This window comes from Clostridium sp. UBA5119 (assembly GCF_002414285.1).
Lineage (GTDB): Bacteria > Bacillota > Clostridia > Clostridiales > Clostridiaceae > Clostridium_J > Clostridium_J sulfidigenes.
In genome coordinates this window covers 32,120-56,053 of the sequence record NZ_DHYX01000030.1, presented here as the reverse complement: position 1 = coordinate 56,053, position 23,934 = coordinate 32,120, and the positions used below count along the sequence as shown (strand labels likewise).

18 protein-coding genes and 2 pseudogenes are annotated in these 23,934 nt (G+C 29.6%); 12 read left to right on the top strand and 8 right to left on the bottom strand.

Annotated elements, in window-relative coordinates:
- Positions 1-31: 31 nt before the first annotated feature.
- Positions 32-1,522, bottom strand: coding sequence for a 4Fe-4S dicluster domain-containing protein (locus tag B2671_RS03780; protein ID WP_346869220.1), 1,491 nt, complete (start codon positions 1,520-1,522; stop codon positions 32-34).
- Between the two features lie 375 nt (positions 1,523-1,897).
- On the opposite strand from B2671_RS03780, the gene B2671_RS03775 reads away from it, so the two are divergent.
- From B2671_RS03775 to B2671_RS03755, 5 genes and pseudogenes are all read left to right on the top strand, one after another.
- The gene (locus B2671_RS03775) at positions 1,898-2,224 is read left to right on the top strand and encodes a hypothetical protein (RefSeq protein WP_346869219.1); all 327 of its coding nucleotides are present in this window, start codon (positions 1,898-1,900) and stop codon (positions 2,222-2,224) included.
- Between the two features lie 145 nt (positions 2,225-2,369).
- Positions 2,370-3,926: a cell wall-binding repeat-containing protein gene (locus B2671_RS03770; protein WP_346869218.1), complete on the top strand. Its 1,557-nt coding sequence runs from the start codon at positions 2,370-2,372 to the stop codon at positions 3,924-3,926.
- A gap of 249 nt (positions 3,927-4,175) precedes the next feature.
- A pseudogene (locus B2671_RS03765) lies at positions 4,176-4,894 on the top strand (DapH/DapD/GlmU-related protein).
- Between the two features lie 11 nt (positions 4,895-4,905).
- Positions 4,906-6,372 (top strand): lipopolysaccharide biosynthesis protein, encoded by a 1,467-nt coding sequence (locus tag B2671_RS03760; RefSeq protein WP_346869217.1) that lies wholly within the window; start codon positions 4,906-4,908, stop codon positions 6,370-6,372.
- Between the two features lie 33 nt (positions 6,373-6,405).
- A pseudogene (locus tag B2671_RS03755) lies at positions 6,406-8,146 on the top strand (phospho-sugar mutase).
- A gap of 39 nt (positions 8,147-8,185) precedes the next feature.
- Here the strand turns inward: B2671_RS03755 and B2671_RS03750 are convergent.
- The 4 genes from B2671_RS03750 to B2671_RS03735 form a co-directional block, all read right to left on the bottom strand.
- Positions 8,186-9,148 (bottom strand): LCP family protein, encoded by a 963-nt coding sequence (locus tag B2671_RS03750; RefSeq protein WP_346869216.1) that lies wholly within the window; start codon positions 9,146-9,148, stop codon positions 8,186-8,188.
- Positions 9,149-9,162: 14 nt separating this feature from the next.
- A complete protein-coding gene (locus B2671_RS03745) occupies positions 9,163-9,687 on the bottom strand; it encodes a hypothetical protein (protein WP_346869215.1) in 525 nt (174 codons plus the stop codon).
- Positions 9,660-10,325, bottom strand: coding sequence for an LCP family protein (locus tag B2671_RS03740; RefSeq protein ID WP_422653221.1), 666 nt, complete (start codon positions 10,323-10,325; stop codon positions 9,660-9,662). Before B2671_RS03740 ends, B2671_RS03745 begins: the two co-directional genes overlap by 28 nt.
- Positions 10,326-10,615: 290 nt before the next feature.
- Positions 10,616-11,743 carry an LCP family protein gene (locus B2671_RS03735; protein WP_346869213.1) on the bottom strand — a complete coding sequence of 376 codons (1,128 nt, stop codon included), beginning with the start codon at positions 11,741-11,743 and terminating at the stop codon, positions 10,616-10,618.
- Between the two features lie 230 nt (positions 11,744-11,973).
- Between B2671_RS03735 and B2671_RS03730 the strand changes: the two genes are divergently transcribed.
- Complete coding sequence (locus B2671_RS03730) at positions 11,974-13,041, top strand: mannose-1-phosphate guanylyltransferase (RefSeq protein ID WP_346869212.1); 1,068 nt, start codon at positions 11,974-11,976, stop codon at positions 13,039-13,041.
- Positions 13,042-13,201: 160 nt separating this feature from the next.
- Here the strand turns inward: B2671_RS03730 and B2671_RS03725 are convergent, their stop codons facing one another.
- Complete coding sequence (locus B2671_RS03725) at positions 13,202-14,335, bottom strand: glycosyltransferase family 1 protein (protein ID WP_346869211.1); 1,134 nt, start codon at positions 14,333-14,335, stop codon at positions 13,202-13,204.
- A 136-nt stretch (positions 14,336-14,471) separates the two neighbouring features.
- Here B2671_RS03725 and B2671_RS03720 point away from each other — a divergent pair, with 136 nt between their 5' ends.
- From B2671_RS03720 to B2671_RS03705, 4 genes are read left to right on the top strand one after another with little or no spacing between them, the layout of a single operon-like run.
- Positions 14,472-15,485, top strand: a complete 1,014-nt coding sequence (locus B2671_RS03720; protein WP_346869210.1) for a CotS family spore coat protein — start codon at positions 14,472-14,474, stop codon at positions 15,483-15,485.
- 12 nt (positions 15,486-15,497) lie between these two features.
- The gene (locus B2671_RS03715; protein ID WP_150846273.1) at positions 15,498-15,716 is read left to right on the top strand and encodes a hypothetical protein; all 219 of its coding nucleotides are present in this window, start codon (positions 15,498-15,500) and stop codon (positions 15,714-15,716) included.
- A gap of 10 nt (positions 15,717-15,726) precedes the next feature.
- Entirely contained in the window at positions 15,727-16,491 is a 765-nt protein-coding gene (locus B2671_RS03710; RefSeq protein ID WP_346869209.1) for a hypothetical protein, read from the top strand.
- 18 nt (positions 16,492-16,509) lie between these two features.
- Positions 16,510-17,547 (top strand): CotS family spore coat protein, encoded by a 1,038-nt coding sequence (locus tag B2671_RS03705; RefSeq protein ID WP_346869208.1) that lies wholly within the window; start codon positions 16,510-16,512, stop codon positions 17,545-17,547.
- Positions 17,548-17,581: 34 nt separating this feature from the next.
- Here B2671_RS03705 and B2671_RS03700 read toward each other — a convergent pair whose 3' ends face one another.
- Complete coding sequence (locus B2671_RS03700) at positions 17,582-18,721, bottom strand: glycosyltransferase family 1 protein (RefSeq protein ID WP_346869207.1); 1,140 nt, start codon at positions 18,719-18,721, stop codon at positions 17,582-17,584.
- Positions 18,722-18,839: 118 nt separating this feature from the next.
- Here B2671_RS03700 and B2671_RS03695 point away from each other — a divergent pair, with 118 nt between their 5' ends.
- On the top strand, positions 18,840-19,841 hold the full coding sequence (locus tag B2671_RS03695) for a CotS family spore coat protein (RefSeq protein WP_346869206.1): 1,002 nt from the start codon (positions 18,840-18,842) through the stop codon (positions 19,839-19,841).
- 81 nt (positions 19,842-19,922) lie between these two features.
- On the opposite strand, the gene adhE is transcribed toward B2671_RS03695, so the two are convergent.
- Positions 19,923-22,559: a bifunctional acetaldehyde-CoA/alcohol dehydrogenase gene (gene adhE, locus B2671_RS03690; RefSeq protein ID WP_346869205.1), complete on the bottom strand. Its 2,637-nt coding sequence runs from the start codon at positions 22,557-22,559 to the stop codon at positions 19,923-19,925.
- A gap of 205 nt (positions 22,560-22,764) precedes the next feature.
- Here adhE and yabG point away from each other — a divergent pair, with 205 nt between their 5' ends.
- On the top strand, positions 22,765-23,673 hold the full coding sequence (gene yabG / locus B2671_RS03685) for a sporulation peptidase YabG (RefSeq protein WP_346869204.1): 909 nt from the start codon (positions 22,765-22,767) through the stop codon (positions 23,671-23,673).
- Positions 23,674-23,934 lie beyond the last annotated feature (261 nt).

Genomic DNA, 23,934 nt, shown 5'->3' with positions numbered 1-23,934 from the left:
AGTGGATTTTAAAATCCACTTTTTTTATTATTTATCTATCTAAGGATACTTTACCCATAAGTTTATTAGCCTTATTATCAGACACATTTTTTATAGATGAACTTTTACCTTCTTTAATAAAGATTCCCTTAGTGGTCACAGGATCTGAGAAGATTCCAGCACCATTTATACATCCACCATTACACATCATTCCTTCTATAAAGTTACCTTGTAGTCTATTTATTTTTGCCATGTTTAAAGCTTTTTTTATTTCTGTAGAACCTGAAACTTTTACTGGTTTAAATTCTACATCAATATTTTCTGTGCTAACATAATTTTCTATAGCAGCAGTAAGTCCACCAGCCATACCAAAGCCCCTACCTAAAGTTGAGCCATCTTCAAGGGTCTCTTCACTACAGTTTTCAGGATTTGTATCGAAAGCATCGAATATAGCACAAAGCTCTTCAAAGGTTAGCACGTAGTCAATAACTGCAGCTACATCCGGTCTTTTAGCTTCAGCTTTCTTAGCTGTACATGGACCGATAAATACTATTTTAGCATCAGGAGTTTCATTTTTTATAGCACGTCCAATTGCAATCATTGGAGACACTGTATTGGAGATGTGAGAAACCTCAGTAGGAAATCTTTTCTCAATGTAGCTAAAAAAGCCTGGACAACAAGAATTGGTCATATAATTTTGTCCATTTTCCATTCTCTCTACAAATTCCTTAGCTTCGTGCATTGTTACCATATCTGCACCACAAGATGCTTCGAACACGTCAGAAAATCCAATTGCTTTTAATGAAGATTTAATTTTACCTATTGGAACATTATTGCCCATCTGACCAGAAATTGATGGGGCAACAATTGCAATCATGTTGTGTTTTTTCTGATATAATTTTTTGGATACAGGAGCCACAAGACTTTTATCAGATATAGCACCAAAAGGACAAGCTGTCATACAAGCTCCACATTGAATACAATCCTCTTCATTAATAATAGCACGTCTAGTGATTTCATCTACCTTGAGAGCTCCAGTTGGGCATGAAGTTTTACAAGGACGACGAACTTCAGATATAGCATTATAAGGACAAATCTTCTTACAAAGTCCACATTCTTTACATAATTCCTGATTTATATATGATTTACCACCTACAGTCATCATGGCATTAGCAGGACATACTTCCTTACATTTATGAGTAATACAACCTCTACAAGCCTCTGTAACGGTATATTTATCTATGGGACATCTATCACAAGCAGCTTCTATGACGTACATAATTTGCTTGTTATTTTTAATATCAATAAGATCACTATATTCATCCCCTATAGGCATATATCCAGCAGCTAGTTTAGCTCTTTGATTTACTATAGCACGCTCTTTAAAAATACAGCATCTATATGCGGGGGTATCTTTATCAACTATAAATTTATGAATATTGAATATTTCTTTGGTATTTAGATTATCATTAATAGATAAAAGGACAATTTGCTTTAGAACCTCATGCTTAATCTTTTTTAACGATGTATCAAAAGTAAACATTAAAATCCCTCCTAATTTAATAACATTGTTAATTTTTTAACCAACACTAATTATAGCATCATTTTAATTTTATGCAATAGGTCAAGCATTGAAAAATAAAATTTGGTAAGAATATATTAGTGATGATAGTCATCAGATAAATATATTTGAAATTAGGGTCACATAGTTATATACTAATAAAGGTTTAATTATTGGTTAAAAAAAGTATTTATACCCGTGGAATTTATTTTATTTAAAATAGAAATAAATTTCATAATAAAAACATAGAATTAATAAAGAAGATAATTTAATGTATATTAAAAGGTTTATAATAAAATTTTATGATAAAGAAAAATATTTTAACTATAAGAAGACTAAAAGAAGGAGGAGATTATAATGAGTAATAAAATTAATGTTATATGGAAAAGTGAAGAGAACAATAATTTTATAATAGGGGAGATTTTAAATAGTGACCATAGATACTACTTTAGGTATAATCTAGAAGAAGTGAAAAGAGCTATGGAAGAAGGCTTTAATGTATTAGAAGGATTCCCTAGAGTAAATTCAAAATATTTTAGTGAAGAACCATTTAAATTATTTACGAATTGGATTGAAGAAGATCAGAAAGTAAATGATTTAACTTTTGATATGTTTAAAGGATTTACTTATGGGCAATTTAGATTTGAAGAGAATAATAAAGATAGTAATGAAGAAATAGTATAAAGGAAAGAGCAAAATATATTTATTATGTTTTGCTCTTTATTTAAATGAAATAAATCAATATAGGAAAATTACGATGTAATTTATAAATATATGATATAATAATAGTATTATACTAATAATTTATCAATATTTGGAGGAAATTGACATGAGAAGATGTTGTACAAAGATATTAGTGTGCTTATTTATATTGTTAACATTCAATATAATGAGTGCATATGGAATAGATACGGACTATATTTGTGGTATAGATAGGTATGAAACAGCATCTATTATTGCATCTAAAATGCAATATTCTTCTGTTATTTTAGTTAATGGAAATTCATTAGCAGATGGACTTTCTGCTAGTGGGTTAAGTGGTGCAGTAAATTCTCCGATCTTACTGACTCAGTCCAATATCCTACCAGAAGTAACACTTAATAAGCTAAAAAAAGTGAGTACTGTATACATTATAGGTGGGAAGAGCGTAATTTCCTCCAATATAGAGTCAAAGATAACCAAGATGGGTAAAAAAGTTATAAGGATTGGTGGAAAAAATAGATATGATACATCTATTTTAATAGCAAACAAAATTGAAAAAATAAATGGTATTGGAGAAATATATTATGTAAACGGACTTAGAGGAGAAGCGGATGCTATGAGTATAGCTCCAGTAGCAGCTAATAAAGGAAACCCTGTAATTTTAACAGATGGTAACTCTACGACTTACAGAAAAAATGTACAATCCTACTCTATAGGTGGTACTGGAGTTATGAGTACTAATTTTAATAATTTTTCTACAAGAATTGATGGAATAGATAGATTTGATACTAATAGGAATGTTATTAATCAATTTTTCTACGATAAAAGTCATGTTAATTTAAGTAAGTCTCATATATTAGTTGATGCATTAACAGCTTCAGTATTAAAGGAGCCTGTAGTTTTAGTTTCAGATGATTCGGATAAGAGTATAATTGCAGGTGCTAAGAGTGCTACTATTTTAGGAAATATAAGCGAAATTGCTATAAGTCGTGCTAAGAGTTATTTATATGGAGATAAAGTGATATTTTATGTACAACATCAAGATGATGAAACTATTTTTGGGGGAAGCACTGTAATAGATGCTATAAAGTCTGTAGGAAGTAAGAATGTTTATATAGTCCTAGTTACAGATGGAAGTGGATCTAAGGTATTTAATTACGAAAGATACNNCAAGGGTCTTACACATGAGCAGAAGGTAAATCTAAGAGACAATGAATTTAAAGCAGCAATAGATAGATTAGGGGTAAAATTAGAAAATGTAGTATTTTTAAATCAACCAGAAGATAAAATAAATAACGAACTTTTAAAAGATACTGTATTGTATTTTGAAAATACCTTTAATAATGTAACACACATTACTCATAGTTATAAATATGAAACCCATCTGCAACACATAGCTACAGGAAATACAGTTAACAGTTTGTATGTAAATGGACTTATAAAAGACTGTAGATTTTTAGCTAGAGAGGATAAAATCTCAGGAATTTTAAGACATCAATTAATAGAAAGTGTTGCGGATAATAATGAAGAAAAGAAAAAAGTTCTTAATGCATGTAGTGAGTATGAATTAGATAATAAAGATATGATAAGAGAAGGTATAGGTTATAAATCAGTAAGTAAATTATTTATAAGATTAACTTCTAATCCAAAAGTACCGTCATATCTTCATGAATCTGGGATATAGTTAAGAATTGGCTTAAGATAGTTAGTCTTAAGTCAATTTTTATATTATTAATAAAATTAATAAATCTTTAAATTTAAGCCGTGCATAGAAAAATTATTTATATAGAAGATAAGTATTAAATAAGATATAATATATCTAGTAGTTATTAATAAACAATAGAGAATACAACATGTTATATTCGATTTTGTGTAAAATCTAAAAATAATATAAGTAAATAATCGATTAGCATATAAAAAGGAAGTGTAATATATGAATTATATATCAGGAAAAGCCACTATTGGTACTAATGTAAAGATTGGTAAATTTACAGTTATTGAAGATAACGTTACTATAGGAGACAACTGCATTATTGGTCATAATGTAGTTATTCATGAGGATACTATAATAAAAGATAATGTTAGAATAGATGATAATACTGTTATAGGTAAAACTCCAATGAGGGGGGTAAACAGTATATTTAAAGATGAAGAGAAGTTACCAAACTGCACCATAGGAGAAGGGTGTTTAATCGGTGCTACTACAATAATTTATAGAGGAGCAATCATAGGAGATAAAACATTAATTGCAGACATGGCAACTATAAGAGAAAATGTAACTATAGGAGAGAAAACAGTTATAGGCAGAGGATCAACTGTAGAAAACTTCTGTGTTATAGGATCAAATTGTAAGATTCAAACTAATGTATATTTAACTGCATATTCTACTGTGGAGGATTANNAACTTCAAATGATAATTATGCAGCCCGTTCAAAGGAGAGATTTGGAAAGTTTAAAGGTGTTACTATTAAAAATGGTGGTAGACTTGGAGCTGGAGTAGTAGTACTTCCAGGTAAGGTTGTAGAAGAGGAAGGATTTGCAGCAGCAGGGTCTTTAGTTACAAAGGATGTACCAGCTAGAAAAGTAGTAGTTGGAAGTCCAGCAAAAGTTTTAAGAGATGTACCAGAGGATCAACTGCTAGAGAATCAGTAGGATTAGAGATTATGGATAATTTAAATTCAAAATTAAGTGGTATAAAAAAGAATTCTTTATTTGGAAAGTTTCTATCTTTCTCTGTAGGGAATTGGCTAGTATTAATAATAGGACTTATATCCTCTCCAATTATAACTAGGATAATAGATCCTGTAGAATATGGTAAGTTTGGAATGTTTAATTTATATGCTAGTATACTTATGTTAATTATAACCTGTGGATTAGATCAATCTTATGTAAGATTTTTTTACGAAGAGGATGAAGTTAATAGAAGCAAATTATTATTTCACAGTATAAAGATTCCTTTGATATTAAATATATTAGTATCGATTATAATCATTATATTTAAAGTACCTATATCAAATTATGTAATATCTGAATATAATCCAAATTTTATAATAGTACTTATATTAAATATAACTTTAGCTTCTATAAGCAGATTTTCACTTTTGACAGTAAGAATGAAGCAAAAGGGAAGACTATATTCTATGCTACAGGTAATGCAAAAGCTTAGTTATCTTATGTCCATAGCATTGTTCTTTATGATATATAATAATAGTTTCTTAACTCTTGCTTATGCAACCTTGATTTCCAATGCTGTAGTAGCAGGTATATCTATATTTGCTGAGAGAGATAGTTGGAACTTTAAGAACATTAAAGATAAAAAACTAAAAAATTCTCAATTAGATATCTTAAAATATGGAATACCATTAATTTTTACAGTATTGGTTACATGGTTGTTCCAATCTGCTGATAAAATGGCAATAAAAGCTTTTTATGGTAATTATGAAGTGGGAATATATAGCTCAGCTAATAGTATAATAGCCATATTAAACATATTACAGACATCATTTGCAACCTTTTGGATACCCGTAGCTTTTGAAAAGTATGAAAAAGCTCCAGAGGATACAAAGTTTTTTTCAAATATTAATGATATAGTTAGTTTTTTAATGTTTGGAATAGGAATTGGCATAATATTGTTTAAAGATGTAATTGTGTTAATTTTAGGACCTAAGTATAGAACTGCATCTTACATAATGCCATTTTTAGTATTTATGCCTGTATTATATACCATGTCAGAGGTATCAGTTGGAGGTATAAATTTTAAAAAGAAACCTAAATATCACATAGTAATAGCTTCAATAGCTTGCCTATTTAATGTTATAGGAAATAGTATTTTGGTACCAATGCTAGGAGCTAAAGGTGCTGGTATTTCTACAGGACTAGCATATATAGTATTTTATTATGCCAGAACTTTAATATCTAGAAAACTCTATAAAGTGGATTATAGTATAGGAAGGACTACAGTAGCTATATTAGCTATATCTATTCTTGCTTTATACACAAGTTTTATGGAATTCTCTATTATTACAGTAATTATTGGCATTATAGTTATATTAATAGTTTTATTCTTATATAGAAATACTATTAAAAGTATGAAAGATATGATATTTAAAGATAAAAAAATAAAAATTTAAAAAAATAAAATATGTAAATAGGGAGGAGTATAATTGAATTATAGAGATAAATATAATTTATGGATTAATTCACCTGAAATTGATGATGAAACTAAAGCAGAACTAAAAAACATTATTGATGAAACTGAACTAGAAGATAGATTTTATAAAGAGCTAGAATTTGGAACAGGAGGATTAAGAGGAATAATTGGAGCTGGGAGCAATAGGTTAAATATATATACTGTAGGAAAGGCAACGCAAGGATTTGCTAATTATTTAAATAATAAATATACTTCTCCAAAGGTTGCAATAGCTTATGATTCTCGTCATATGTCTAATGAGTTTTCAGAGTATGCTGCTAGGGTTTTAGCTGGTAATGGAATAAAAGTATACTTATATGATAGGCTTACTCCTACACCGATGCTTTCTTATGCTGTAAGAGAGTTAAACTGCAAAGGTGGTATAGTATTAACAGCTTCACATAATCCTAAAGAGTATAATGGATATAAAGTCTATGGTGATGATGGATGTCAAGTTACAGATGCATCAGCTAATGAAATTATAACCTTTGTAAGTAATATTGAGTCCTTTGCTCAAGTTACAGTAATGAATATTAAGGAAGCAATTGAAAAAAGATTAGTTAACTATATAGGAGAAGAAATGTATACTTCATATATAGAAAGAGTAAAGGAGCTTACCATAAGAAAAGAGCTAGTAAAAAATTATGGTAAGGAGCTTAAAATAATATATACACCTATTCATGGTACTGGAAATATTCCTGTAAGAAGAGTATTAGATGAACTTTCTTATAAGAATGTAGAGGTGGTTAAAGAACAAGAACTACCTGATGGAGCTTTTCCAACAGCACCATATCCAAATCCAGAGGATAGTAAAGTATTTAAGCTAGCTTTAGAAATGGCAAGGGATTTTGCTCCTGATATAATCCTTGGTACAGACCCTGATTGTGATAGAATAGGGGCTGTGGTGAAGGATAATAACGGAGAGTATAGAGTTCTTACGGGTAATNNGTAATCAAGTAGGAGTATTATTAACTCATTATATAATATCATCCTTAAGAGAAACAGGAAATTTAGATTCTAAGGGCACTATAATTAAAACTATAGTTTCCACAGATATGATAAAACCTATATGCAAGAAATTTCACGTTCAGATTAAGGAAGTTCTAACAGGGTTTAAGTATATAGGTGAGCTTATAGGAAACTTTGAAAAAGCTCCAGGTAATAATAAGTTTCTATTAGGGTTTGAAGAAAGTTATGGATATTTAGCAGGGGATTTCGTTAGAGATAAGGATGCAGTTATAGCAGCAGCTTTAATATGTGAAATGACTCTTTATTATAAATCCATAGGTAAGACTTTATATGAAGGATTAATAGAACTATATGAAAGTTATGGATATTATAAAGAAAAGTTAATATCCATAGAGCTAAAAGGTAAGGATGGTCAAGAAAAAATTAAAGAGATAATTGAGTATTTCAGAAGTGAGAATATAAGAAGTTTTGGAGATTATAAAATATCTGTTAAGGAAGACTATAAACTAAGTTATAGGATTAATGTTGAAGATTCTAGTAAAGAAGTTATAAATTTACCAAAGTCAAATGTTATTAAATTCATCTTCTGCAATGGATGTTATTTTGTAGTAAGACCTTCAGGAACAGAACCTAAGATGAAAATTTACTTAGGTGTAACTGGAGAGAACAATGAAGTTTCAGATAGGAATTTATTAAAATTAGAAGACGCTGTTTTAAATAGTATAAAACAGTTTTTACCACAATAAAAGCAAGAGCTACATGGAATTTAATCCATGTAGCTCCTATTAATTAGAAGATGTTTCTGGCTTTATATCTTCATATATATATTTTTGTATTTGTTCTTTTGTAATTTCTTCATCAAAGGTAGTATAGTATATACCATCTATTTTATCACCTTTACTATGTTCTGCAAGTGGAAATCTTAGTTGTTCTATATCAGTCATTCCAGAGGTTAATACCTTAGTTCCCAGGCTTAAAGTTTCAGAAGTTGAAAGACTAGTTTGAACATGAGGTAATATATCATTAACCATTGAAGGTAATTTAAGAATGCCTACAGTAGATACTTTATTAAATATTTCTGTAAGTAACATTCTTTGTCTTTCAGTTCTACTATCATCACCACCACTATTTTTTCTTATTCTAGAATATGCTAAGGCTTGAGTTCCATTTACATGTTGTCTACCAGAAGTTGAAATTACTCCGTTTAAATCACCTAGTTCAGAATCTTCTACAGTAATATCTATGCCACCTAAAGTATCTATAATATCTTTAAGGTTGTTAAAATTGACTTTTGCATAGTCTGTAATATCTAAACCAAAGGTTTGATTAATAGTTTTTATAGCAAGTTCCTCTTGACCATAAGCATAAGCGTGGTTTAATTTATCATACCCATGACCTTCTATATTAACATAACTATCTCTTGATATAGAGGTTAGCTTTAATTTTTTATGAAGAGAATCAACAGTAGCAATTATCATTGCATCTGAACGTCCAATATCTCCCTCAGTTTGATCAATACCAAATAAAACTATATTTTTAATTTTAGAGGATGTATTTTTAGATTTTTCTATTCCTAAGTCTGAATCATTTAAACCAACATTGTTTAATTTACCAACCATAGATAGTAAATAGCTACCTAAAGCTGATAAGGAAAATATTAAGATAGTTGCTATTATAATAAGTACCTTTTTGCCAGTGGTTAATCCTTTAGATTTTTTTTTTGATTTTATTTTTTTATCTTTATTCATAAATTTTCCTCCCATTAAGGATTAGTTGTTTGGTCAGTACCTTCTGTAGGTGGTTCGGCTGTGGTATCTGTAGATGTCCCTTCACCTTCAGTGTTATCACCATTATTGGAACCATTACCATTTGAGGAGTTACCTGTATCATTAGTGTTATTTTCATTAGTGTTACCATTGTTATTCGGAGTAGAAACATCTGTTTCCACATTGGTATTAGGAGCTATAGTTTCGGTATTTGTATTTTGATAATCTGAAATTTCATTACCATGTGAGTGTTCAGCATCGTGATTATATACCTTTGGGTTAGGTTCTAGCCATATTTTTCTATCATTAAAAATATACTCATGAATTTGTTCCTCGGTATAATCTTCATCATAGCATAAGTAGAATACATCATTAATTTCTGAGTTATGAGTATATTCATCTCTTGGGAATCTTTCTTGTTCTATATTTTTAGTTCCTAAGTTAAGTACATTTGCTGCTAGGTTAATTATTTCTTTGTTAGATAGACTGGTTTCTACATAAGGTAATAGTTTAGTTGCCATGGAAGCAAGTTCNNGCCGGCTTTAGAGATTTTATTAAACATTTCAGTCATAATCTTACGATGTCTTTCCGTTCTATCAAAGTCACCATTAGCAGTACTTCTAATTCTACAATAACCCAAGGTTTGAAAACCATCCATATGTACTTTACCAGATTCGTCTTTTACTAAAGTCTTTGCTGGAGTATTTGACTTACTTGAAACTCTTACTATATATTTGTCAACTTCTACAATTTCTTCATCGGATAATTTCATATCTATTCCGCCAATTGCGTCTACAAGTTTTTTCAATTCTTTAAAATTAATTTTTACATAGTCCTCAATATTAAGCCCAAAGTTTTGGTTTAAAGTTTTTATTGAAAGTTGAGGGCCGCCGTAAGCATGGGCATGATTAATCTTATCTTTTCCATAATCAGGTATATCTGCATAGGTGTCTCTCATTATAGATGTAATCTTTAGTTTCTTATGAACAGGGTCAAAGGTTGCTATCATAAGAGCATCTGAACGTCCTACATCAGTTTTAGTTTCATCAACACCCAGGATTGCTATATTTACTATATCCTTAATTTCACTAGTTTGTAGTTTTTCTTTAACCTCGTCCTTGATACCTAGATCATTTTCATCAATATCTGACCTTTTCATTTTTGACAGTAGATTATTTCCATAAAACAAACCGATACCAAGTATAACTATAAGCACAGCAACACAGGAAATAATTATCTTTTTCTTTCGAGATTTTTTTCTTTTATTTAAGTTTTTGTTGTTTAAGTCTTCCAATGTTATCACATCCTAAAATTAAATTTTTTCTAATAAAATGATTTTTTAAAAATATAATAATAACGAAACATATACTTTATTATTATAATATTACATATAATAATAAAGTATATATTTCAATAATATTTACATAAATATTACAGTATATTTATAAGTTAGTTGTTATCAGATTCACCTTCAGAAGAATCACTATCATCAGAAACTTCACTTTCCCATAATTTCTTATCTTTAAATATGTAGTCATGAATCTCTTCTCTTGCTATATTTTCATCAAAAGTAAAATAAAAAATTCCATTGATTAGAGAATCTTCACTATACTCATTTCTAGGAAATCTGGCTTGTTCTAATTGTGTGTTATTCATAGATAGAACTTGAGTACCAAGAGATAATATTTCAGAGTTAGATAGGCTAGTTTCTACAAATGGAAGAAGTTTATTCATTGTAATAGCTAATTTACCAACCCCAGAATTTGAAATGTTATTAAATATTTCATTCATTACTTTTCTTTGTCTTTCAGTTCTATCAAAGTCACCTCCTAAAGTTCCACGAATTCTCGTATATCCAAGAGCTTCATATCCAGTCATATGAACCGTACCATTTTCTTTAAAGTGTACATGTTTTGGAGTTTTACCTGCAGCAGTATATACAACATCTAGATAGTTATTTACATGTTCTAATTCAGTCTCAGACATTTCCATATCAATTCCACCCATAGCATCAATTATACTTTCGAGTTTTGAAAAATCAACAGAAACATAATCAGTGATATTAAGATCAAAATTCTTGTTTATAGTTCTTATAGACAGTTCTGGTCCCCCGTAAGCATAGGCATGATTAAGCTTATCATATCCATAGTCAGGAATATTAACATAGGAATCTCTCATTAAAGAGGTAATCTTAATTTTATTATTAATTGGATCAAGGGTACCAATCATTATTGCATCAGAACGTTGTATATTATCAACTTTCTCATCTAATCCAAAGAAAGCAATGTTTACTACATCACTATATTCTTTTGTATAAGTATCACTAGTTTTAAATTTATCACTAATTTCTAAATTGTCATCATCGATTGTAGTACGTTTCATTCTACCTAGAGTAGAATTTATACTTACTAAGAATATAATAAGTAATATAATTAATGAGATTATTGTAATGGATATAATTCTTCGTCGCTTACGTTGCTTTGCTCTTTTTTTCTTTGAGCTCTTTTTTTTAGCATCTATAGATGCTGTTTTATTGACAGTGGTTCTTCTATTAATAGAAGTTTTATCATCACCCAATGTAAACCACCCTTTCTAAGTATTTTTTATACTAGATGTCAATTATATATTAACAACTATGGTATATATAGAGATTACAAAAGTATTACAAAATTAAATCTATTCCATAAACTATTCTATAATTATACGATAAAATTTCTTATAATGGTATATTAAAAGAAGTTTTTATTCTTCACAAATTTCTTTTAAAGTTCATATTATAAAAATAAGCAATATAAAAGGTGATACTTGTGTTATACGCGTTAATTTTGGCAGGAGGCAAAGGTACAAGGTTGTATCCACTGTCTCGCTCTAATAATCCTAAGCAGTTTTTAAAAGTTTTCAATGAAGATAGCTTTTTGACTAATACAGTAAAAAGGATAGAACCTTTAATAAATAAAGAAAATATATTTGTAGTTACTAATAAAGAATATATTGAAAAAATTCATGGAGAATTATCTCAATTAAATAAAGAAAATATATTTATAGAGCCTAGCAATAAAGAAACTGCTACTTGCATAGGTCTTGCAGCAGCAAAGCTATTAAAGAGAGATAAAGATGCTGTTATGGTAGTGTTACCATCTGACCATTATATAGAAGGAGAAAAGGAATTTTTGGATACCTTGAAGAATGCAGTAGAGCTTGCAGAAAGAAGAAGAGGGCTTATAACTATAGGCATTGAACCTAGTAGGCCAGAAACTGGTTATGGATATATTGAAATGGGAGACTCAGTGGTAAGCTCTATGAAAACCTATAAGGTGGCTAGATTTACAGAAAAGCCCAATATAGATGTGGCTAAGGATTTTATTTTAAAAGGTACCTATCTATGGAACTCTGGAATGTTTGTATGGAGAGCTGATGTATTTCTAAGAGAAATGCAAAAGTATTTACCAAAGATGTATAGTTCTATAAGTGAAATTTATAAATATGTTGGAGAAGAGGATGAAGAAGAAGTTATAGAGAGAGAATACAAGATAATTGATGGTATCTCAGTTGATTTTGGAATAATGCAGAAAACTAGAAAAGGATATGTAATAAAAAGTGAATTTCAGTGGGATGATATTGGAAGCTTTGCATCCTTAACTAGATTTTTAGATGAACACAATGGTAATAGGATAGTTGGTTCTGCATATTTAAATTCCAGTGAAAACTGTGCAGTATTTGGACAGAAAAATCTAATTATAGGTTTTGGAATTAAAGACTTAGTTATTGTAGATGCAGGAGATGTTATTTTAGTAATGGATAAAAATAAGGATCAAGAGTTAAAGCATCTACTTAATGAGATGAAGGAAAAAAAGGAATTAGAAGAATTTTTGTAATATGAATTTAAGCTTAGATTTAGAGGGTAATAATATCTTACTAAAACTAAGCTTAATAATTAAATTTTCTCAAACATATAAAACCCTACANNTGTAGGGTTTTATATGTTTGAATGAGAACAGAAAATATATATTTAAAATAAAGTCATCTAGAAGAGTATCACCTTTCTTCCAAGGCTCTCTTATATACTTCATTATAGATATCTAAAGTTTTCTTAGCTGTATTTTCCCAAGAAAATTCCTTTGCTCTCAAAAGTGATATTTTGCTAAATTCATTTCGAAGGGTTTCACTACCAAGCATAAGTTCCATGGCATCTAAAAGAGCTTTATCACTATGTGAATCAATTAGAATACCACTATGTCCAACTACTTCTGGGATAGAGGTTGTATTTGAAGAAATTACTGGAGTACCGCAACTCATTGCTTCAAGTGGTGGTAATCCAAAGCCTTCATATAATGAAGGATATGCAAAGCATTCACAGGCATTGTAATAAATAGGCAAATCTTCATCAGGTGCAAAACCTGTAAATTTTATATATCTTTTCATATTAAGTTTATCAACTAATTTTACTAGCTCCTGAGATTCATCTCTATAGGAGCCTACAATTACTAAGTTATATTCTTTATCCATATGGTTTACTAACTTACTAAAGGTACTTATAAGGGAATATACATTTTTTCTTTTACTAAAACCTCCAACATAAAGAATGAAAGGTTTATCTATATCATATTTTTCTTTTATTATATTTTTGCACAGCTCTTTGTCTAAGGGCATGTATTTTTTATCGGCAGCTAAGGGAGTAACAAATACTTTACTCTCATCTATTGGAAAAAATCTTAATATATCTTGTTTTGAGTATTCTGATACTGTAATAATTCCGTTACTAGCTTCTGCGATATAAGGCATCTCTTTTAAAAATTTTAGTAAATAGCCTCTGCCTACAGTTTCAGGCATTATATAGGGAATTAAATCGTGAATTGTAACTATTTTTTTGCAATGAACTTCAGGAGTCACCCCTATACCATTTTGTGGAATATGATATAAATCTATATTTTCTCTTTTTAAGTCTTCAGGGAAAAAATTATCCTGAAAGAATCTTTGATATTTTTTTGAGCACATAACTAAATTAGTATTTTCCTTTTGATAACTTTCATAGTTTTCACCAGACCAATAAATTTGATAAAAATTATTTCTATCTATGTTAAGTAAGTTTTTCAAAAGGTTTTCTGTATATGTTCCTATACCACTTCCGTTATACCAGTTTATGCCTCTACCATCTATGGCTAACTTCATAAATTTCACTCCTTTTAAAACCATATATTACATATTAATCAGGGAATAAATAAGTGTTACAAATACTTGAAAACTAAACACACATTTATTGGAGTTATCATATATTACCTATAGAAGGTTTATGGAGGAGGTTTTTTTGAAAGATTTAGAGATATCAGAAATATTGAAAAAAGAATATAACATTCGACTAACTTCTATAGAAAAAATAAAAAGCGTTTATAGAGTAGAGGCAGGTAAACAGATATATTGTCTAAAGGTAGTAAAATATGAACTTCCACATTTTTTATTCATATTAGGAGCTATGAAACATCTAGATAGCAATGGATTTCAGTATGTACCAAACATAATAAGAACAACAAGAGGAATGGATTATATAAAATTCCATGAGAACTTTGCCTATGTAACGCCATGGCTTAATGGTAGGGAGAGTTCTTATGAAAATCCAATTGAACTTTCTATAGCTGCTAAAAAATTAGGACAGCTTCATAAATGTAGTGAAGGATTTATAGTAAGTAGAGATATGAAACCTAGAGTTGGTTGGTTTAAGTGGATAGAAGTGTATAGGACAAGAAAGGGAGAAATATTGAGCTTCAAAGATATTATAGATAGAAGAGAAAAAAAGACTGATGTGGACTTGTACTATTTGAGTATGATGAAAGATGAGCTTCAGAGATGTGACAGCGCAATTAATAATCTTTGTGATACAAATTATGAAAATAAGATCCTTGAAGAGATAAGGCTAGGGGGATTTTGTCATCACGATTATGCCAACCATAATGTATTAATAGGCAAGGAGAATAAGGTTAATATCATCGATTTTGATTATTGCATTTTAGATACACATTTACATGATTTATCTAGCCTTTTAATTAGGGCTATGAAATATGGAAGATGGAATGAAGAAAGAGTAAAAATTATATTAAAAGCTTATAAATCAACCCATAGGTTAGAGCAAGATGATATTAAAATCATGGCTGCATTTATGGAATTTCCTCAAGATTATTGGCAACGAGGAATTCAATATTATTGGGAGAAAAAAATGTGGGGAGAGGATTTCTTTTTAAGAAAACTAAAAGCCTATGCCGACGACAGAGAAGAAAGACAGGAATTTATAAATATCTTTAGGGAATTTAAACTAGATAATCTTTAAGGAGGGGATTATGTGAGTAAGAATGAAAACAAAAATTATGGTGAATTTATTGAAGAGCTAGAAGAGCTAAAAACCATAGAGGATTATGATAAAAGATTAGAGGACATGGAAGCTTACGTTAAAGAATTAAAGAAAATAAAAAAAAGAAAAAAGAAGATGATGGAGCTTGAAATGGAGAAAGAAGAAATACTGAAGAAGATAAATAAAGTAGAAAAAAATAAACGTAAGTAGAGGTGATAAAATGAATAGATTTTTTTATGATAGCTTCCAACAATATTTATGTACTAAGGGTGTTAAAAAAGTAAATTTTATGCTGAAAAATAATGAGACTTTAAGTAGACGCATATTAGAGGAAAAAGTAATAAATCAAATTCACATTATAAATGAAGTCCATAAGTTATCTTGTGGCTTTAATGGATATTTAAGAAAAAGAATAAATAATCACACTTGTAAGCTTATTGAAGATGATAAAATTCAGCTTAAAAAATTTAGACGTAGCCTAGAAAAAATTAAAGATAATGGACCAATAGATAGAGTAGAAGAGATAGTTTTAGAAAGAGGAGACAGAGTTCTAGATAGAGGTGAAAAGGTTATTGATACCATAATGGATAATGGCTATATGGAGTTAGTTGCAAGAAGTATGGATAATGTAGAGATATGTTTGACTAATGTAGATTTTGATAATCTAGGAAAAGGTGAAACCATAGAAATTGTAAATTTCGATGACATAGCATATAACATGGTAGAGATGGATTACTATTATTTTTTAGTAAAGCTTAAGAGAAAGGGATTTAAGGTGGATTTTAATAAGTGTATAGATGAATTTTGTAAGTTAGAAGGATTGGGTGAAAGTAGTAAAGTCTTCATTAAAGCACTCTTATCCTATCCCTATGAATTTATTAAGATATATGAGAAATATAAGAAGAATAAAAAAAATTGGAATGAAGAGGAGTATATAAGAAGGTTATTAAATGGTATTAAAGAGGATGAAATGTCTTTAATATAAGGAGGTGACTGAAATATTATGGAAAATAGATTTTCTTATAAGGAGTGGCTTAGTAAATACAACTTAGATATAAAACTTTTCAATAGTTATGATTTTTTAGTAACTGATGTAATTCCATTAAGAAAGGTATTTATTCTGATAACAGACAAGGGAAATAAAATATTAAAAAAAATAGATTATACCAAGGAAGATTTATATTTTATAGTATACGGTATAGATTATATAACAAACAATGGATTTGATAGAATCATAAATTTTTATCGAAATAATATGGGACATATCACCACAGTGTGGAAGGACAGTACCTATGTAGTTATGGATTTGATAGAAGGCAGAGAGTGTGAATACAATAATCCCTTAGATATTAATATAGTAGCTAGGAGTCTAGCAGAAATGCATGAAGCATCAAGAGGCATAGGATTTTCTAAGGAATGTAGCAGATTTAAGGGTTTTAAACTTATAAATAGTTATAAGGAAAAGCTTCAGGATTTAGAAAATATGAAGACTATGACTCTAAGTTATAAGAATAAAAATGAGTTTCATGAAATATTTCTTACTCATGTAGATTATTTCCTTGAAAGAATGAAAAAGAGTATAGAAGCATTAGAAAAGTCATGTTACATGGAGCTATGTAAGGAGAAAAATAATTTTATTCTTTGTCATCATGATTTAGCTTATCACAATATCTTAATAAAGGATAATAAGGGATATTTTATAGATTTTGATTATTCCATTATAGATTTAAGAGTTCATGATATATGTAATTTTATAAATAAGACCACAAAGAATAGTTGCTATGACTTCAATGTGTTGAAACAAATTATAAAAGAGTATAATTCCATAGCACCTATATCAAAGGAAGAGTACGAAGTGTTGCATGGAATGTTATTATTCCCAGAAGGATTTTACTCTATATCTAGAGATTATTTTTATAGAAAAAAACTTTGGAAGTTTAATAGTTACCTGTATAAAATACAAAAAAAAGTGCAAGATATAGAGGAAAGACAAGATATGGTAGAAACATTCAAAAATATTTACAAGTTGGCTACACCCTAGCCCCCCCTAGGATGTAGTATAAAAGGAAGATACTCTATGTATCTTCCTTTTTATCTGATGAAATTATTTTTTTATAGCTATCTAGAGTTTGTATTGCAGTACTCTCCCAAGATAGAGAGTTTACTTTTATAAAACCCCTATTAATTAAATCATTTCTCAATACATTATCTAGTAGTGCCTTTAAAATACTTTCTCCCAGTTCCTCTATAGAATAGGGGGAGCATAGTAAAGCACTATCACCTAAGATTTCAGGTATAGAAGTTACATTGGATGCAACTACAGGAATACCACATGCCATAGCCTCTATAGGAGGAAGTCCAAAGCCTTCATAAAAGGAAGGATAAACTAGAAGGGCTGCATTATTGTATAGATAAGGCATATGTTCCATTGCTATGAATCCAGGAAATATAACTTTGTCAGTAATTTTTAACTTTTCACAAAGATTCTTATAAATAATATAAGATTTACCCTTAGTTCCTGCTATGACTAATTTAATTTCATTAGGTAATTTATCATGAATTTTACTAAAAGCTTCTATAAGACCAGAAATGTTTTTTCGAGGACTGAAACCTCCTGTATACAAAATATAATTTTTAGGCAAAGAATAGTATTTTTTTATTATAGTACTGCATAGAATCTTATCAAGGGGTTTATAGATATCTTCACTGGCTAAATAGGTAACATATATTTTTTCTTTGGGGAAATTAAAATCCTTTGATATATCTTCCTTAGAAAAATTAGAAACAGTAATTATACCATCACATCTATTTACTATATTCTCCATGGAACTGTTAAAAAGGCTAAGATATTTATCACCAACTGTCTCTGGCATATGTGATGGAATTGTATCATGGAGAGTGATAACAAAAGGAAGATTATGATCCAAAGGTAAGCCGATACCATTTTGAGGTACATGATATATGTTTAAATCTTCATTGTTTAAATTTATAGGAGGACTTACACTTTCCCAAAAACTGTTAGTATTTATATTAGGAGTAGAGCAAATTTTAAAATTAGAATTAAAGTTTATGGATGTAGAATTACAATCACTAAAGAGGGTATATTTATTTAAGGTATCAATTTTATTAATAGCGTTTATGAGCTGATAGGAATAAGTTCCTATACCTGTACCTCTGTACCATTTGGCAGCTCTAATGTCTATACCAATATTCATATAAATGCTCCTTTACAATAGGTATTATAATCCATACTATTCACTTAAACTCAAATATGTTATGGCTATTCTAAATTATACTGGTGATACATATAAATTATAGAGGGGGTGCGAAATTATGATGGGAGAGTTTGAAATTGAACGTCAATTTGATATTAAAATTGAAAGTATTAAACCCAATAAGGGTGTATATCAATTAAAAACCAATAAAGGTGTCAGGTGCTTAAAGAAAATAAGCTATGGTACTCAAAAATTATTCTTTGTATATGGAGCTAAAGAACATCTATACAATAATGGGTTTAAGAACATAGATAGATATTATCTTAATACAGAGGAAAAACCATATGCTCTAGTAAATGAAGATATTTATACTTTATCACAATGGATAGATGGAAGAGAATGTGATTTCCATAGTGATGATGATTTAATATTGGCATCTAGAGCTCTAGCTAATTTTCATTTAGCGTCAAAGGGATATGAACCATCTGAGAATAGTAAATTAAAATCTGACTTAGGAAGATGGCCTCATTTAATGGAAAAAAGGATAAAATCCTTTGATAAGATGAAAGAAATGGTTAGAAAGAAAAGGAATCATAAGACAGACTTTGATTTAAATTATATAAAATCAATGGATTATTATAAAGCTTTAGGGCAAAAGGCCCTAGAGGTTTTAAATCAATCTAATTATTATAATATTTGTAGGATATCTGAGGAAGAAAAAAGTTTTTGTCATCATGACTTTACTTATCACAATATAATAGTAGATGAAAAAAATGAAGTAAGTATAATAGACTTCGATTACTGTAAAAGAGAGGTCAGAGCTTTTGATTTATCTAATTTTATGATTAAAGTTTTAAAGAGGCGAGAATGGGATTTTGAGATAGCAAAGCTTATCATTGATAATTATAATGAAATATCTCCAATAGAGGATGATGAATATATGGTGCTATATGCATTCTTGATGTTCCCTCAAAGATATTGGAGAATATGTAATAGGTATTATTATAATGAAGTAAATTGGGTACAAAACACTTTTAACAAGAAAATGGAAGAGCTTATACAAGAAAGAGAAAAATTTGAGAATTTTATGAGACAATTTAAAGAATTTTATAATATTTAAGGAGATTATCCTTGATCATATTAAAAAAGTTGTGGAATATGTGATATACCACAACTTTTTATTTTTTAAATTAAATCCTTATTAAAAAGCATCCTTAATTAGTTCTGCAATTTCAGAAACTAGAGGTAGTCTAGGGTTTGAGGTAGTACATTGATCTTCAAAAGCTTCATCGGCTAATGAATATAGTACAGAATCTAGATGCTCCTTAGTAACGCCACATTGACTAAGGGTAGTTGGAACATTTAGCTCTAGCATTAGGTTTCTGATAGCTTCCACTAAATTATTTACAGCTTCTTCAGAGGTAGAGTGAGCTAAGCCTAAAAATTTTGCTATTTCAATGAACTTTTCAGGAGCTTTATAATACTCATATTTAGGGAAGGCTACTAGCTTACTTGGATTACTTCCATTATATTTTATAACATGTGGAAGCATGATAGCATTTGCTCTTCCGTGAGGTATATGGAATTCTGAACCTAATTTATGAGCTATACTATGATTAACTCCTAAAAATGCATTGGTAAATGCCATACCTGCAATACAAGAAGCATTATGCATCTTTTCTCTAGCAAAAGCATTACTTCCATCTTTATATGCAATAGGTAGATATTTAAAAACAATCTCTATAGCTTTAAGAGCTAAGGCATCAGTGTAATCAGAAGCCATGACAGATACATAAGCTTCTATAGCATGAGTTAAAACATCTAACCCAGTATCAGCTGTAACTGATGGTGGTACAGTCATAACTAACTGAGGATCTATTATAGCAATATCAGGGGTTAGCTCATAATCGGCTAATGGATATTTTATATTGTTTTCTTTATCAGTTATAACAGCAAAGGCTGTAACCTCAGACCCAGTTCCAGAGGTTGTAGGAATAGCAACTAATCTAGACTTTTTACCTAGAGAAGGAAACTTAAAAGCTCTTTTTCTTATGTCCATAAATCTAAGTTTAAGACCATTAAAATCTATATCGGGATTTTCGTAGAAAAGCCACATACCTTTAGCAGCATCCATTGCTGACCCTCCACCAAGAGCTATAATAACATCAGGCTCAAAGCTATTCATTTGAGCAGTTCCTCTCATAACAGTTTCTGTAGATGGATCTGGCTCTACGTCTAAAAATACATTTACATCAAAGTTAGCTTTCTTAAGATGTCCCATTACTTTAGATACATATCCAAGTCTATCCATGAATTTATCTGCTACGATGAAGGCTCTTTTACCTTTAAGTTTTTCAAGATATGAAAGGGACCCAGGTTCAAAGAAAATTCTTTCAGGAACTCTAAACCATTGCATATTAACTCTCCTTTTAGCTACACGTTTAATATTTATTAAGTTGTTTGCACTAACATTTTGAGTTGTTGAATTTCTACCCATGGTTCCGCAACCCAAAGTTAATGAAGGAATATTTACATTATAAATATCTCCTATAGCACCTTGAGAAGAAGGAGAGTTTATTATTATTCTACCAACCTTAACTCTTCTAGAGAATTCTTCAATAACCTGATCATTGGTAGAATGAAGAACAGCAGAGTGACCTAGACCACCAAAAGCAATCATATCTTCAGAGGCCTTTATTCCATCTTCAGTACTATCAACTATAAACATTGAAAGGATAGGGCTAAGCTTTTCTCTTGAAAGAGGATATTCTGCACCGATTCCACCAGGTTCACATACTAAAACCTTTGTGTCCTTTGGAACTTTAATATCAGCCATCGCTGCAATTTTTGTAGCTCCTTGACCTACTATGTTTGGATTCATAGATTGCCTTTTTTCATCTATAGCAACCTTTTGAAGTTTTAACATTTCTTCTTTATTAAGAAAGTAACAGTTACGTTCTTTTAAGAGAGAAATTACTTCGTCACTAATTTCTCTATCTATAATAACTGCTTGTTCTGAGGCACAAATGGTACCATTATCAAAGGATTTTGAAAGCACTAAGTCATTAACAGATCTTTTAATATTGGCTGTTTTTTCTATATAGCAAGGAACATTTCCTGCACCAACACCAAGAGCTGGCTTTCCAGTAGAGTAAGCTGATTTAACCATACCAGGACCACCAGTAGCAAGAATAATATCTACTCCAGGATGAAGCATAAGTTTTTGTGAACCTTCAATGGAAGGACTACTAATCCATTGAATACAATTCTTAGGAGCACCTGCTTCAATAGCTGCATCCAAAAGCAACTTAGCAGTAGCTATACTACATTTTTGAGCTCTAGGATGAAAGCTAAATATTATAGGATTTTTAGTTTTTATAGCTATTAAGGATTTAAATATTGTAGTGGAAGTAGGATTTGTAGTTGGAGTAACTCCTGCTACTACGCCTATAGGTTCTGCAACTTCCATATAATCTTCTTCTTCATTTACAATACCCACAGTTTTTAAATCTTTTATACTATTGTATACATACTCAGAGGCAAATATATTTTTAGTTATTTTATCTTCGTATACGCCCATTTCTGTTTCATCTATAGCCATTTTAGCTAGTTCACGGTGTTTACTTAGGGCAGAGATTGTCATTTTTTTAACTATATTATCTATGGAATTTTGATCAAAGGTTAAAAGTTCCTCGTAGGCATCACGAGCATTTTTAACAAGTTTATTAATTTCAGAATCTATAGATGATATGGCTTTATCATCTGAATGGCTGGAGTTTGAAATGGAATCATTCTTGGATTCCTTAATAGATTTTGTATCAATTTTTTCAGTAGACATTTAGTATATACCCCCTAAACTTTGTTATTTATTTAACTAATTATATTATAACCCATGAAAATTATATTTCAAGATATTTAGTTAAACTTTTATCAATCTTTTACTATATTTTTATATTTGTTTTGTGAGTTCGGTAGGTTTATATCTCACAATTATTAAGTAAAGTTCATATGATATAAAGAGGAAATTATGAGGAGAGATATAGGTGAATATAGGTGATAGAGTAGTGAGAAAATCTTATAATAAAGATATAGTCTTTAAAATAATAGATATAGAAACTGATGATAAGGGTGTTAAAAAATATTTATTAAAGGGGTTAAATATAAGAATTGAGGCAGATAGCATAGAAGATGATTTAGAGATTATTGATAGTGAGGTAGTTGGGGAGAAAGATAAAGTATTTAATAAAAAAGTAAATACTGCGCTAAAGAAAGTTTTGCTATCAAGGTCATATACAAGAGGGACTTCCGCTGCATTAAGAGTTATAGACACTGAGATAAACAGAAAAGAAAAGAAAGGTACATCTTTTAAAAATAGTGAATTATTCTTTGGAAGACCAGGTAAAATTCTTCATATTGATGGTGATCCTCAATACCTAGATATTTGTTTAAAAACATATAAGCAATTATCCATTGAGGCTGTAGGTAAAGTCATAGCAGAAAAGGATCAACCCTCACAAATACTAGATTTAGTAAAGGAAATAAACCCTGATATAGTTGTAATTACGGGCCATGATGGAATGAGCAAGAATATATCAGATTATATGGATCTTGGAAACTATAGGAACTCAAAATACTTTGTAGAATGTGTTTCTTTATTAAGAAGTTACAATTCTAATTATGATGATTTGGTTATTTTTGCAGGTGCTTGTCAATCAAACTACGAAGCATTGCTTGATGCAGGTGCTAATTTTGCATCTTCCCCCAGTAGGGTCCTCATCCATTGTTTAGATCCAGTATTAATTTGTGAGAAGGTGGCTTATACTAATATCGATGATATAGTAAACATTGAAGATGTAATCAAAAATACAATCACAGGAATTAAAGGGGTAGGAGGATTACAGACAAGAGGTAAATATAGAGAAGGATATCCTAAATCTCAGTATGTAAAGTAAAATGAGAAAATGAGTTGTGATTTATATAGTTTTAACTATAATATGTATAAGATAAAAACGCTGAAACTGGCATGAACAGAACAACTAGTTATATAGTTATGTAGTTAAATAGTTATATAGGCATAAAGTTATATAGGTTAATATATACCTATTTTTATATATAAATATTTATATGTGAAAATATATTTAAGAAAATGCTGAAAAAAACAGGACAAATTTATAAAATATAAAACACTTAATTATAAGGGTAAGAAAATTACT

Bases quoted from the DNA above. Each gene is read 5' to 3' on its own strand.
- B2671_RS03780 (WP_346869220.1), bottom strand. From the start codon at position 1,522: ATGTTTACTTTTGATACATCGTTAAAAAAGATTAAGCATGAGGTTCTA.
- B2671_RS03775 (WP_346869219.1), top strand. From the start codon at position 1,898: ATGAGTAATAAAATTAATGTTATATGGAAAAGTGAAGAGAACAATAAT.
- B2671_RS03760 (WP_346869217.1), top strand. From the start codon at position 4,906: ATGGATAATTTAAATTCAAAATTAAGTGGTATAAAAAAGAATTCTTTA.
- B2671_RS03750 (WP_346869216.1), bottom strand. From the start codon at position 9,148: ATGAATAAAGATAAAAAAATAAAATCAAAAAAAAAATCTAAAGGATTA.
- B2671_RS03745 (WP_346869215.1), bottom strand. From the start codon at position 9,687: ATGGCAACTAAACTATTACCTTATGTAGAAACCAGTCTATCTAACAAA.
- B2671_RS03725 (WP_346869211.1), bottom strand. From the start codon at position 14,335: ATGAAGTTAGCCATAGATGGTAGAGGCATAAACTGGTATAACGGAAGT.
- B2671_RS03710 (WP_346869209.1), top strand. From the start codon at position 15,727: ATGAATAGATTTTTTTATGATAGCTTCCAACAATATTTATGTACTAAG.
- B2671_RS03705 (WP_346869208.1), top strand. From the start codon at position 16,510: ATGGAAAATAGATTTTCTTATAAGGAGTGGCTTAGTAAATACAACTTA.
- B2671_RS03700 (WP_346869207.1), bottom strand. From the start codon at position 18,721: ATGAATATTGGTATAGACATTAGAGCTGCCAAATGGTACAGAGGTACA.
- B2671_RS03695 (WP_346869206.1), top strand. From the start codon at position 18,840: ATGATGGGAGAGTTTGAAATTGAACGTCAATTTGATATTAAAATTGAA.
- adhE (WP_346869205.1), bottom strand. From the start codon at position 22,559: ATGTCTACTGAAAAAATTGATACAAAATCTATTAAGGAATCCAAGAAT.